General features: G+C 40.4%; 8 protein-coding genes. All 8 read left to right on the forward strand.

Annotation, left to right across the window (positions count from 1 at the left end; genetic code table 11):
• Positions 1–68 precede the first annotated feature (68 nt).
• The 8 genes from C511_RS0105095 to C511_RS0105130 all read left to right on the forward strand — a co-directional run bounded on the left by C511_RS0105095 (position 69) and on the right by C511_RS0105130 (position 14,723).
• The gene (locus tag C511_RS0105095) at positions 69–2,336 is read left to right on the forward strand and encodes a glycoside hydrolase family 3 N-terminal domain-containing protein (protein ID WP_226992489.1); all 2,268 of its coding nucleotides are present in this window, start codon (positions 69–71) and stop codon (positions 2,334–2,336) included.
• 191 nt (positions 2,337–2,527) lie between these two features.
• The gene (locus tag C511_RS0105100) at positions 2,528–3,214 is read left to right on the forward strand and encodes a potassium channel family protein (protein ID WP_027317886.1); all 687 of its coding nucleotides are present in this window, start codon (positions 2,528–2,530) and stop codon (positions 3,212–3,214) included.
• Positions 3,215–3,263: 49 nt separating this feature from the next.
• Positions 3,264–3,833 carry an RNA polymerase sigma-70 factor gene (locus C511_RS0105105; protein WP_024996396.1) on the forward strand — a complete coding sequence of 190 codons (570 nt, stop codon included), beginning with the start codon at positions 3,264–3,266 and terminating at the stop codon, positions 3,831–3,833.
• Positions 3,834–3,895: 62 nt separating this feature from the next.
• Positions 3,896–4,843 carry a FecR family protein gene (locus C511_RS0105110; protein WP_316929575.1) on the forward strand — a complete coding sequence of 316 codons (948 nt, stop codon included), beginning with the start codon at positions 3,896–3,898 and terminating at the stop codon, positions 4,841–4,843.
• 215 nt (positions 4,844–5,058) lie between these two features.
• Positions 5,059–8,271, forward strand: coding sequence for a TonB-dependent receptor (locus tag C511_RS0105115; RefSeq protein WP_081698265.1), 3,213 nt, complete (start codon positions 5,059–5,061; stop codon positions 8,269–8,271).
• A gap of 17 nt (positions 8,272–8,288) precedes the next feature.
• Positions 8,289–9,908 carry a RagB/SusD family nutrient uptake outer membrane protein gene (locus C511_RS0105120; RefSeq protein WP_027317888.1) on the forward strand — a complete coding sequence of 540 codons (1,620 nt, stop codon included), beginning with the start codon at positions 8,289–8,291 and terminating at the stop codon, positions 9,906–9,908.
• Between the two features lie 127 nt (positions 9,909–10,035).
• Positions 10,036–12,339 (forward strand): glycoside hydrolase family 31 protein, encoded by a 2,304-nt coding sequence (locus tag C511_RS0105125; RefSeq protein WP_027317889.1) that lies wholly within the window; start codon positions 10,036–10,038, stop codon positions 12,337–12,339.
• 11 nt (positions 12,340–12,350) lie between these two features.
• Positions 12,351–14,723 (forward strand): glycoside hydrolase family 127 protein, encoded by a 2,373-nt coding sequence (locus tag C511_RS0105130; protein ID WP_024996393.1) that lies wholly within the window; start codon positions 12,351–12,353, stop codon positions 14,721–14,723.

Genomic DNA, 14,723 nt, shown 5'->3' on the forward strand with positions numbered 1-14,723 from the left:
TAACTTCAATTATGACAGTAAAAAGAATAATAAACATTTTAATATTAGTTACAACGGCTACCTGCTCTATGCAGGCAGCCGCTCCTGTCCGTAAAAAAGATATCCGAACAGAACAAAAGATTGAAAAAGTTCTTTCAAAGATGACGTTGGATGAGAAAATTGGTCAAATGACAGAGCTTTCCATCGATGTATTGGGAAGTGTTGTCAATGGCGAATTCCAACTGAATAAGGATAAACTGCATGAAGCCATCGGGAAATTCAAAGTAGGATCTGTACTGAATGCTCCGGGACCTGTTGCACAAAGCAGAGAGAAGTGGCAAGAGATTATTGGCGAGATACAGTCTGTGTCAATGAAAGAAATAGGTATTCCGTGCATTTACGGACTGGATCAGAATCACGGTACTACTTATACGCTTGATGGTACTTTTTTCCCTCAAAACATCAATGTAGGCGCTTCGTTTAACCCTCAATTAGCTTACGAAGCTGCACGTATTACCGCGTATGAAACACGTGCCAGTAATTGTCCGTGGACTTATTCACCGACGGTAGACATGGCACGAGACCCGCGTTGGCCTCGCGTGTGGGAGAATTATGGTGAAGACTGCCTGGTAAACTCAATAATGGGTAGTTTTGCGGTGCGTGGTTTTCAGGGAGATGATCCTAATAACATTCCGGCCGACCGTATTGCTACGTCGGTGAAACACTACATGGGTTATAGCATGGCGCGCACAGGTAAGGATCGTACACCGGCTTACATTCCCATCTCTGAACTACGTGAAAAATGCTTCGCACCTTTTAAAGAGTGCGTTGAGGCAGGAGCCTTGACTATTATGGTGAATAGCGGTTCAATAAACGGAGTACCGGTACATGCCAATTATGATTTGCTTACTCAATGGCTGAAAGAAGATTTAAAATGGGACGGTATGTTGGTAACCGATTGGGCCGATATCAATAACCTTTATACGCGTGAGCACATTGCTGCCGATAAAAAAGAGGCTATTCAAATAGCTATTAATGCAGGAATAGACATGGCAATGGAACCGTATGATCTTAATTTCTGCACCTTACTAAAAGAACTTGTACAGGAAGGCAAAGTGCCCATGAGTCGTATTGATGATGCTGTTCGTAGGGTTCTCCGCTTGAAATTTCGCTTAGGACTTTTCGATCGACCTAATACTCAATCTGCTGATTATCCGCTTTTTGGAGGTCGCGAACATGCTGAGGTAGCCCTTCGCACCGCAGAAGAATCACAGATTTTGTTGAAAAATAAAGATAACATATTGCCGCTTGCATCTGGTAAAAAAATCTTGGTGACAGGTCCTAACGCTAATTCCATGCGTTGTTTGAATGGCGGGTGGAGTTACACGTGGCAGGGACATCTGGCCGATAGGTTTGCCGGTAAATACAATACTATTTATGAAGCATTATGCCATAAATTCGGTTCAGGAAATGTTTCTTTAGAACAAGGCGTTACTTATAAACCTGAAGGCAGCTACACAGAAGAAAATGAGCCCGAAATAGAGAAAGCTGTTGAGGCTGCCCGTAACGTGGATGTTATCATTGCTTGCATTGGCGAGAATTCGTATTGTGAAACACCCGGTAATCTTTCGGATCTTGCTATTTCTGCTAATCAGCGTGAGTTGGTAAAAGCGCTGGCTACCACAGGTAAGCCTATTATTCTCATACTAAATGAGGGAAGACCTCGTATCATCAGTGATATTGAACCTTTGGCTAAGGGCATCATCAATATTTTGTTGCCCGGAAATTACGGTGGCGATGCATTGGCTAACATAATAGCCGGTGATGTAAATCCCAGTGCTAAGATGCCTTATACCTATCCTCGCAATCAAGCGGAACTAACTACCTATGATTATAGGGTGAGTGAAGAAATGGATAAGATGGAAGGTGTTTATGATTATGATGCGGTTGTCTCGGTACAATGGCCGTTTGGATTTGGCCTGAGTTATACCTCTTTTGAATATCATAATTTCCGAGTTAATGCAACTTCATTCACGGCGGATGACGAATTACACTTCTCTGTAGATGTGACCAACCGTGGCGACCGTGCAGGAAAAGAAGCTGTGATGCTATTTAGTCGGGACCTGGTGGCATCGCTGACTCCCGAGAATCGCAGGTTGAGAGCTTTTGATAAAGTGGAGTTGCAACCCGGTGAAACAAAAACTGTTACACTATCTATTAAGGGCAGCGATCTGGCTTTTGTCGGTGCAGATGGTAAATGGGTGTTGGAAAAAGGAGATTTCCGTATGCAGAGCGGTAATCAGACACTGAATGTGACGTGCAGTCAGACTAAGAAATGGATGACACCTAATAGATAAGTAGCGAAAAAAGAATACTCAATGATGGAATTTAGCTAAGCTTTTAATCATCTTAGGTATTTGGATACTAATATTATATCCTTTTTTATCTTGTTCATCAGGATAAAAAAGGATATATTTGTTTTATCAACAGCCTTAAGGATGATTACCGGAGCGGTAAAACAGAAAATGAATATCATTAATTAGTAAGTATGAAATACATAGTTTTGGGTTTAGGAGACTACGGACGAGTATTGTCTGAAGAGTTAGCTTCGTTGGGGCATGAAGTCATTGGCGCTGATATAAGCGAGAGTCGTGTTGATGCCATCAAAGACAAGATTGCGACAGCTTTTGTGATGGATGTCACCGATGAAATGTCACTTTCTGTTCTTCCTTTAAATAACGTTGATGTTGTTATTGTTGCTATCGGTGAGAATTTTGGTGCGTCGGTGCGTGTTGTTGCTTTGTTGAAACAGCGAAACGTGCAACACATCTATGCGCGTGCCATCGATGACGTGCACAAGGCTGTTTTGGAAGCTTTCGGATTGGAACAGATCCTTACTCCTGAAGTTGATGCGGCTCATAGTTTAGTGGAAAGGCTCGATTTCAGCACGCATGTGGAGACTTTCAGGATTGATAGTGAGTATTGTGTAATGATGTTTCGGGTACCACCAAAAATGGTTGGCTTCTTGGTTAGCGAGTTGAACCTGACTCAAGAATTCGGTCTGAGACCCATTTCCCTGAAGCGAGCAGGGAAGGTGACTAATTTCCTCGGTATTTCATTAACCGAATGCCATGTGGTGACTGAATTAGCAGAAGATACCCGTATTCAGGAAAACGACGAATTGGTATGCTATGGAAAATATCGAGATTTTCGAAGTTTTTGGAAAGCACTCTGATTATTAAGCTGAAATGAATTGTTTCTAACCAAATCTAATACGAAATTCAATGACTGTGACAAAGGATGATTTAGCTCTTTTTAATCAGTTTTTTGCTGATTACCAGCAAAGGTACATTCGTTTTGCGGTAAGCTACATTCGCGAAGTCACAATAGCGGAAGATATTGTGATCGACTCTATGATGTATTACTGGGAAAACAGAGCGAAACTGCCTCCTGATGCAAATATCCCTGCGTACGTATTGACCATTGTGAAAAATAAATGCCTCAATTACTTAAAGCATGTTCAAGTACAACAAGATGCTTTTGCTGAGATGACTGAACAGGCTCAATGGGAATTAAACACACGCATATCAACGTTGGAAGCATGTGAACCCGATGAGCTATTCAATCAGGAGGTACAAAACATTGTGGGTGCAGTTCTCTCCAAACTACCCAAAAATACACGTAAGGTCTTTATGCTGAGTCGTTACGAAAATAAGTCTCACAAGGAAATTGCCGCTGAGCTTAACATCTCTACCAAAGGAGTGGAATTTCATATTACCAAAGTTAATAGGTTGTTGAGACAGGCATTGAAAGATTATCTGCTCTATTTTCTATATTGGTTTTTTCTTGGCTGAAAAATAAATCACATTTCTTACTAGGGATATTTATTAATGAATTGCTATTATAATATATGGGTATGATAGGTATAGATAAAGAAGTATTATATCGTTTCTTCAATGGGCAGACGATGCCGGAGGAAGAGGTTGAAATAAGGGAGTGGATGGATGAGTCAGATGAAAATCGAAGAGAATTCTTTCATGAAAGAAAGCTGTTTGATCTGATGATTTTGAATGGACAGACACCAGACAGGCCGACTCTAAAAATAAGTTTCTTCAAAAAAAGATTTTTTATTGAAACGTTAAAAATGGCATCGGTTATAACAATCGCTTTTGTTTTGGGATTTTTGTATTTCAAATCAACACATACTGCGAATGAAAAAGTAGCGATGCAAACGGTGCAGGTTCCATACGGTCAGCGTGTTAACCTGATTTTATCGGATGGAACAGTAGTTTGGTTGAATTCCGGTTCACGTATGACGTATCCGGAGTCTTTTAGTACAGGAAAAAGAGAAATCAACTTAGACGGTGAGGCTTATTTTGAAGTTGCACACAACAAAGAAAAGCCTTTTGTGGTTAAGACGCATTTATATGACATTGAGGTGCTTGGTACAAAATTCAATGTAGATGCATATTCTAAAGAGGGTAGCTTTGAAGGTGCTTTGCTCGAGGGGAAAATAAAAATTACGCGTGAAGGAGAAAATAGAACGTTGATTTTAAATCCGTCCTACAAGGCTGTGATGGAAAATAACCATTTGATAGTGAAAGAAATAGAAGACTATGATGTGTTTCGGTGGAAAGAGGGTTTAATCTGCTTTAAGCAAGAAACATTTATCGAGATACTCAAAAGTTTTCAAAAATATTATGACTTGAAAATTGTTATTGAAAACAGCAAGCTCTCTAATCCGGTAATAACAGGGAAGTTCAGACTCTCTGATGGGGTTGAGTATGCCTTACGGGTATTGCAGAAGGATGTCAAATTTAAATATAAAAGAGATGTAGATAATAATATTATATATATTCAATAGAATTAATTTATTTGTTAACCTTTAATGTTTTGGCCTATGTAAAATACAGATCGTAAAAAAAATGTCGGCAGTACTGCAATACCACCGACACCAGACTAAAATCATTCCCGTAAGGGATAATATTAATCACACTTAAATGCAAAGATATGAAAAACATTCATTTCATGGATTTTTTTACCATAAAAAATCCATCTCTTATCCATTTATTTAAAGTCATGAAAATTACACTTTTTTTGCTTTTCCTTTGTACTTTCTCTGCATTTGCAGTAGATGCACATTCTCAAAATGCAAGAGTCACAATTCATAAGGTTCAGGTTCCTCTCGAAGACATCCTGAATGAGATTGAAAGCCAAACTGACTATCTTTTTCTTTACACCAATGAAATTGATGTGGATAAAAAAGCTACTGTAAAGGTGAAGAGTCAACCTGTTTCTCAACTGTTGAACGGTTTGCTTGCCAAATCGGGTATCACTTATCAAATGGAAGGCACTCACATCATACTTTCCGAGAAGAAAGTTGAAGAACACCAGGCTCTTCCCGATAAAATTAAAGTAACTGGAACAGTCAAAGATGCAAATGGCGAGGTTATTATTGGCGCAAGTGTCGTGGAAGAGAATACGACAAACGGTACCATAACAGATATCTCAGGAAATTTCGTATTAACGGTGTCGGATAACGCTGTTGTAAAAGTATCTTATATTGGATATGTAGCTCAGCAAGTAAAAGCGGTGCAAGGTAAACCTTTAAACATTGTACTGCGTGAAGATACTAAAACGCTTGATGAGGTGGTTGTTATTGGTTATGACATTCAACGCAAAGGAGATGTCACAAGTTCTGTTGCCAGTATTAAATCGGAGGACTTTAGTAAGGGAGCCGTTAAAGACGTTGGACAACTAATTCAGGGTAAGGTAGCCGGTTTGGCTATAACAAACCCAAGTGGTGACCCGACTTCGGGTACCCAGATAAAATTACGTGGTACAAATACTATTGGAGGTGCTAATACCGATCCTCTTGTTTTGATAGACGGAGTACCTGGTTCACTAAGCACCGTTGCACCCGAAGATGTTGAAAGTGTTGATGTGTTGAAAGATGGTTCGGCAGCAGCTATTTATGGTACCCGGGGCACTAATGGGGTGATTCTGATTACCACGAAACAGGCCAAAGGCGCTCAGATCAATTCTGTTGAATATAACGCCTACGTCAGTACTTCGCAAATAGTCAAGAAGCTAGATATGCTTACTGCCGATGAGTTTAGAGCTATGTATCCTACTGAAGATCATGGTGCAAATACAGATTGGCTGGAAGAGATAACGCGTACACCACTTACGCATGTGCACAATTTATCCTTGCAGGGCGGAAATTCATCTACTAGTTACATTGCCAATTTGAATTACAAATCCGGTCAAGGTATTATGCTGAAGTCAGGTATTGAAAGCTTTCAGGGGCGTATTGAAATTTTGCATAAGATGTTTGATGGTAAGCTACAGCTGAAGTTTGGAATGATAGGGAAAAAGAACCAATTTTCATCAACCAGCAGTGCCGGTAGTTTTAATGGATATACTTATCGACAAGCTATTTTGAGAAATCCAACTGATCCTGTGAAGAATGAAGATGGAACATGGTATGAAAACCTGAATAAGTTTGAATATGAGAATCCTGTTGCCCGATTAGAAGAATCTACAGGAAATGTTAAGAATACTGAGATGAGATATCTAGGCAATATAATATATAATCCGCTCAAAGATCTGAAACTGACTGCCATGATGTCTTATGTCCGTTCGAATAGAAACCACGGATATTCTGAAAGTTTGGAACACATCTCAGCTTTGAGAGATGGTTATTTCGGATGGTCATCTGTTGGAGCCAATACGCGCATGGAGAAACTTTTCGAATTAACGGCACTATACAGTAAATCTATTAATGATCATAAGTTTTCTGTTCTTGGAGGATATAGTTACAATGAAACAGATTACGAAGATATGTATTTTGCCAATTATGGTTTCCAAGATGATTACTTTGGTGGTTGGCATAACATAGGTATCGGTTCTGCTCTGAAATTAGGAAAGGCCGATGCCAGTTCTTCTAAATCAACAACTAATTTGGTTGGTTTCTTTGGCCGTGCAACTTATTCTTATTTAGACAAATATTTATTAATGGCTAGTTTGAGGTATGAGGGAGCCAGCCAATTATGGGGTACTGATAATGAATGGGGAATTTTCCCATCGGTATCTCTGGGATGGAGAATCACGCAAGAGGCCTTTATGAAAGAACAACGTTTGTTTGACGATTTGAAATTGCGCGTAGGTTATGGAGTTACCGGTTCGCAACCTGCCAATCCGTTCCTCGGCATTGCCATGTTGAAATATGATAAGTATGCTTACGTAGATGGGAAGTGGGTACAGACTATTGTTCCTGCTTCTAATGCCAATCCGGATTTGAAATGGGAAGAAAAAAGAGAAACGAATATTGGTCTTGATTTTACCATGCTCAAAGGGCGACTCTCTGGTACAATTGATTTGTATAACCGCGATGTGGAAGGTTTGATTTACAACTATACGGTTCCAACTCCTCCTAACTTTTATCCTACTACGACTGCCAATGGAGGTAAGATGCAGAATAGAGGTATCGAAGTCCTTTTAAATATTGTTCCGGTTATAGCTAAAGATTTTGAATGGAATACTACTTTCACTTTTTCTACAAACTCTAATAAATTAAAGAGTTTGGACGGTAGTGTCTTTAAAACTGATTACGACTATTTTGATACCGGATGGTTGGCCGAACCGGTAAAGACTTCCTCTCACCGCGTACAGGTAGGCGAAAAGATTGGTAACTTCTGGGGATTTAAGGTTGTCGATGTGGATAATAACGGCAAGTGGATTTATGAAGACAAAGACGGTAAATTGGTTCCGTATGATGAGTTTTCCCGTGCTCCGGAAGAAAAGAAAATCATAGGCAATGGTTTGCCGCAGATGTATGCTGGTTGGAATAACTATGTACAGTATAAAAACTTTGATTTAAGTATTTCTATGCGTGGTGCATTCAACTTCGATATTATTAATGAAGCACGTATGTACTATGAAAACTCAAAGAATAGCCGATTGGAGAATCGTCTCAAATCAGTAAATAACAAGATATTTGGAAAAACGATGCTTAGCAAAGAAGTGGATCCCGAATTTAATAGTTATTACGTAGAAAAGGGCGATTATTGGAAAATAGATAACGTAACACTTGGATATACATTGAAAAATGTAGGAAAATATATAAAATCCATACGGTTGTACGGCTCCATATTAAATGCTTTGACTATAACGGGATATGACGGCGTTGACCCGGAAGTAAGTGCTTCTGGTCTGAATCCGGGATATGATAGTCGAGATCAATATCCTAGTATCAGGTCGTTTACCTTTGGTGTTGGATTTAAGTTTTAATTAAAAAAATCAAAGCAATGAAAACAATTATATATAGAGGGCTAATTCTGCTAATTTTGTTTAGCACGGTACAAGCTTGTACAGAATTGAAAGATGATAGTTATGGTAATGTTGTTTCTTCGCAATATAATCCTAAGACAGAAGCTGATGTAAGTTATCTGGTTAATGCTGCCTATGTGCCCTGGCGGGAAACAATGTTGCTATGGAACGGAGTAGTCAGGGGACAAGAGTTGTGTGCGGATCAGGATGTTATTCCTGCTCGTGGTAATGGCTGGGTAGATGGTGGTATTTATAAAAGATGGCATCAACATGCATGGACAACAGATGATGATTCTGTGTTGCAACCGTGGTCCAGAACCTATACCGGTATAAACACTTGCAATAGGTTGCTTTCTCAAATAGAAGACGGAATCATTAATGTTTCCGGTGAAACCAAAGATAAACTTGTTGCCGAATTAAAAGTATTGAGAGCTTCGTATTACTATATTTTGGTCGACTTTTATGGTAATGTTCCTGTGGTAACAGATTTTAAAGATACATCTCTTCCTGTGCAATCATCCAGAAAAGAGGTTTTCGACTTTATCGTAAAAGAAATATCTGACAATATTGAACTCTTGTCAGAAACGCCTAGAGGATATTATTATGGACGCTTAACTAAATGGGGCGCTTATACATTACTTGCGAAGATGTATTTGAATGCTGTTGTGTGGTCGGGCTCAGCTCAGTGGCAAAACTGTATAAACGCTTGTAATAAAGTGATTGAATTTGCAGAAAGAACAGGAGAATATGCACTGGAAGCAAATCAAAAAGATGTTTTTGTTACCAAGAACGAAAACTCTAAAGAAATAATATTTGCTCTTCCTATAGATGAAATTTATGTGAAAGATTGGAATGCCTTTGATTTTCACTTGTATACTTTGGCATCGGAAAGTCAGGCTACCTATAATTTCACAAATACACCTTGGGGAGGAGTTTGTGCCATACCTCAGTTTATTGAGAGCTATGATCCTGATGATGCGCGTTTAAAAGAAAACTTCATCTATGGGCAGCAGTATAAATCATCGGGTGAGATTTTAACCCGAAGTGATAACGACAAACCGTTTGCTTATGTGAAGAATGTGCCTAGCATTGATCAATCGGATGTTGTAGATGGATACAGATGGGGGAAATTTGAGTATGCATTGGGCATCACCAATCGCTTGAGTAATGACTGGCCTTTGTTTAGATATGCTGACGTGCTGCTAATGAAAGCAGAAGCTCTCTTAAGAAGCAATCAGTCTGGCGCAGGTGCGTTAGTGACGAAAGTACGTGAAAGAGCCTTTAAAAATAATCCAGATAAAGCTGTCGTAACTGATGATGAATTAAAGCTGGGTAGCGTGTACGATTATGGAAGGCGTGACACTTACCAAACAACCCATGAAGGAGGTTCTGACATTGTGTACGGAAGGATGCTGGATGAGTTGGGATGGGAATTTACGCAAGAAGGTCGGCGCAGACAGGATATGATTCGTTTTGGCGTATTTACAAAGAAATCATGGTTCTCTCATGAGGTAAGTGTGGAAACCCGAAATTTATATCCTATTCCGAATACAGCGATACTTACAAATTCAAATCTGAAACAAAACACAGGGTATTAGTTACTATATATAAAGAACCAACTGTCAGAGTTAATATCTGATGGTTGGTTCCATTGAGCACTAAAATAAGAAACATCATAACTATGACAACAAAAAGATTTTTTAAGAAATATTTAAATTGTTAATCATGAGAAAAATATATCTGTTATTATGGCTGTTGTGTGTCTTGACTCCTCTTCATGCGCAAAGTTTTGTGCGTACCGATTCAGGAATCAAAACATCTATGCAATCTTTGAATTTAGAAATCCAGTTTTTTACTCCTCAAATTGTGCGGGTTTATCGCACGCCCGACAATACTAATCCCGTTAAAGAAAGTCTGTCAGTTACTAAAAAGCCAGAGTCGGTCAATCTTAATATCACTCAAGATGTCAACGTGGTTGTATTGGCTTCTGACAAAATAAAAGTTTGTGTTCATCTTATAACAGGGAAAGTTTCATTCTTTGATTCAGCCAATACACCCTTGTTTACTGAGAAAGATTTTGGTGCTCAGTTCACTCCGGTCTATGATGTTAGGAAAGCAACTTTTTCGGTTCGTCAGGCGTATATGTTGGATAAAGATGAGGCAATATATGGTTTGGGACAACACCAGGACGGTAAGATGAATCAACGTAACCAAAAGATTTATCTTAGACAGTCTAACATGAACGTATGTATACCTTTGATTGTTTCGACCAAAGGTTATGGCGTTTTTTGGGACAATTATTCACCTACAACTTATGCGGATAATCCTCAGGAAATGTCTTTTGATTCCGAAATAGGTGATAATTCTGACTATTATTTTATGTATGGTGGAACAATGGAAGGAGTGGTGGCTAACATGCGCGATTTATCGGGTGACTCTCCCATGCTTCCTTTATGGGCATACGGTTTTTTCCAATCGCGTGAACGCTATAAAAATCAGCAGGAGCCGGTAGACGTAATATCTAAGTATCGTGAATTAGGAATTCCCATTGATTGTGTTATTCAGGATTGGCAGTATTGGGGTAAAGACAGCTGTTGGAATGCCATGAAATTTGAGCCGGTAAACTATCCGGATCCCCAGAGAATGGTTGATGAGATTCATCGGATGAATGCCAAATTAATGATTGTAGCGTGGCCTGGTTTTGGCCCGCAAACAGATCAATATGCTGAGTTCAAATCAAAGAACATGTTAATTAACTTTGATACTTGGCCTCCCAACTCAGGAACCAAGCCTTATGACCCCTATAATCCGGAAGCTAGAAGCATTTATTGGAAGTACTTGAGTAAAGGTGTTTTCTCTAAAGGGATTGATGGTTGGTGGCTTGATTCTACCGAACCCGATCACATAAACATGAAGGATCAGGATTTTGATCAACCTACTCATTTAGGAAGTTTCCGCAGTGTACGGAATGCATTTCCCTTAATGACGGTAGGAGGTGTTTATGCGAATCAGCGACAGACGTCTGCCGATAAAAGAGTCTGCATACTTACTCGCTCAGCTTTTTTCGGACAACAAAGATATGCTGCCAATACGTGGAGTGGTGATGTTGTGTCTTCATGGGAAGCCTTTAAGAATCAGATACCAGCCGGACAAAATTTCTCTCTCTGCGGTATACCTTATTGGAATACTGATATTGGTGGCTTTTTTGCGGGTAGATGGAATAAAGGAGGCGGTTCAAAAAATCCCGAGTTTCAGGAACTTTACGTACGCTGGTTGCAATTTGGAACGTTCATGCCGATGATGCGTTCTCATGGAACGGATATCCCAAGGGAAATTTACCAATTCGGTGAAAGAGGACATTGGGCGTTTGATGTACAAGAGAAATTTATAAATTTGCGGTACTGTTTACTTCCGTATATTTACAGTACAGCTTGGAATGTCACAAATAGTCGCGGCATGTTTATGAAAGCTTTGGCAGTAGATTTTACGCACGATAAAGCTGTTTACGATATAGCCGATGAATACATGTTTGGACAGGCTTTTTTAGTAGCGCCTGTCGTTGAAAAAAGTGCTAAAAGTAGAACCGTTTATTTGCCAAAGGGAACCAAATGGTTTGACTTCTGGACAAACCAAACTTACGAGGGTGGTTCTCAAATAAACCGTGACACTCCCATTGAGATTATGCCGCTTTATGTCAAAGCCGGCTCAATTGTACCTTGGGGACCACAAGTAAAATATGCAACCGAGAAGAAGTGGGATTTTCTTGAAATCCGTATCTATAAAGGCCAAAACGGTTCTTTTACTTTGTACGAAGATGAGAATGATAATTATAATTACGAGAAAGGCAATCATTCTGAAATAACAATGAACTGGAATGATGCGGAAAATAGTTTCAGCATAGAAAGCCGTAAGGGAGCTTTTAAAGGAATGATAAATAAAAGAAAATTTAAGATAGTACTTATTGATGCGGACCAAGTAAAGGAACGTACTGTTTCGTACAATGGCAATAAGTTAAACGTGAAATTATAAATTTATTACGCATGAAAAAAGTTTGTTTGTTTCTCTTTACTCTATTAACATCTGCCATGGCCAGCAGCCAGATGCAGAAGTCTACCTACCGAATACAACCATTCCCGCTTTCGGATGTACGCTTGCTCGATAGCCCTTTCAGGCATGCTGAAGATTTGGATATTCAATATCTATTGGAATTGAATGCCGACAGGCTACTCGCTCCTTACAGGAAAGAGGCTGGTTTAGCACCCAAGGCGCCCAATTACACCAATTGGGAAAACACCGGACTCGACGGACACATTGGTGGTCATTATCTGGCAGCATTGTCACAAATGTATGCAGCAACAGGAAATGCGCAGATCAAAGGACGTCTTGATTATATGCTGTCGGAGCTGAAAGCATGCCAAGATGCCGCAGGGAATGGATATTTATGTGGCGTACCTGGCGGTAAGGCCATGTGGGAGGAAATAGCAAAGGGAAACATTCGAGCTTCATCTTTTGGATTGAATGACAAATGGGTGCCGCTGTACAATATTCACAAGATTTTTGCCGGACTGCGTGATGCTTATACGTATGCAGGTAGTGAAGAGGCTTATACTATGCTTATAAAGCTGACGGATTGGATGGATCAGTTGGTGGCTCCTTTAACCGATGAACAAATGCAAGATATGTTGCGAAGTGAACACGGTGGTTTGAATGAGATTTTTGCTGATGTGGCTGCCTTTACCGGAAAAGAAAAATATGTGAAGCTGGGCAGACGGTTTTCTCATCAAAGCTTGTTAACCCCTTTGTTGCAGCAGGAAGACAAGCTAACTGGCATGCATGCGAATACTCAGATTCCCAAGGTGATTGGTTTTGAAAGAATAGCCGAAGTAGAGGGTGACGAAGCCTGGCATGGTGCCGCTCGTTTCTTCTGGCAAACCGTTACCACCAACCGTTCCGTCAGCATAGGTGGTAACAGCGTGCGTGAGCACTTTCATCCGGCCAATGATTTTTCGTCGATGATGCATGACGTGCAAGGTCCCGAAACCTGCAATACATATAACATGTTGAGACTGACCAAGTTGTTGTATCAGGTTGATGGAGGCAGTAATTACATGGATTACTACGAAAAAGCGCTTTATAATCACATCTTGTCCACACAAAACAGTAAGACTGGTGGCTTTGTTTATTTTACTCCCATGCGTTCCGGGCATTACCGTGTTTACTCTCAGCCACAAACCAGTTTCTGGTGTTGTGTAGGGTCGGGCCTTGAAAACCACGCTCGCTATGGAGAAATGATTTATGCACATCATGAAAAGGATGTATACGTAAATCTGTTTATACCTTCAAAACTGGATTGGAAAGAGCAAGGCTTAGTCATAGAACAGCATTCGGCTTTTCCGGAACAGAGCTACACGGAGCTAACCGTTATTCCTCGTAGGAAGAGTGAGTTTACTCTTTATGTCCGAAAACCAGAGTGGGCAGATAACTGTCGCATGCTTGTAAACGGTCAGGTTTATAGTGCTCAACCTAATGATCACGGTTATCTGGCAGTTCAGCGTACGTGGAAAAAGAACGACGTGGTACGATTTGAATTTGATATGCCTGTTCGCGTAGAAGCATTGCCCGATAAATCGTCTTATTATTCCATCTTATATGGTCCGGTTGTGCTGGCTGCCCAAATGGGAGAAGACAAAATGAACGGGATGTTTGCAGATGACAGCAGAGGCGGGCACATTGCTTCCGGTCCTCAGTTACCCTTGGCCAAGATGCCCGTTATTGTGGGCACGCCTGACGAGATAATCGGGCGGATCAGAAAAGATGCTGTGAAGCCGTTGACTTTTTATCTGGAAGGTGTGTACCCCGAGAACGAAAGTCCCATGGAGCTAGTCCCGTTTTACCAGTTGCAGGAATGCAGGTACATGGTTTATTGGAACTTGGTTTCTCAATCGGATTTGGCTGAACAACAGAAGAAGTTGGCCGAGCAAGAACAAAAACAAATGGAGCTAGATGCCGTTACGCTCGACAGAGTTATTTGTGGGGAGCAACAACCGGAGTCTGATCATTTTATGGAGATGTTCAACTCAAACACAGGTTCCGATGAGGATCTTCATTGGCGGGAAGCGAGAGATAACGGTTGGTTTAGTTATCTGATGAAAACGCAGACAGATACTGTCGCCCAAATACGTATTGTTTATAAAGGTCTTCCAAACAGGGATGCAACTGTATGGGCCAATGATGTGAAAGTGGGTACCTTGACGTCTGTCGTTTCCAATGAACTCTCCATCAGTGAGTTTGCGTTGCCGCAAGCATTGCAAGGAGAGAAACAATTACGTGTTAAGATTGGTACGGCAACCTCAAAAGGTACGGTGCGTATTTATGAGGTGAGGCTGGTTAAGAACGCTGAACCTACTAAATAG

Source organism: Bacteroides graminisolvens DSM 19988 = JCM 15093 (assembly GCF_000428125.1).
Taxonomy (GTDB): domain Bacteria; phylum Bacteroidota; class Bacteroidia; order Bacteroidales; family Bacteroidaceae; genus Bacteroides; species Bacteroides graminisolvens.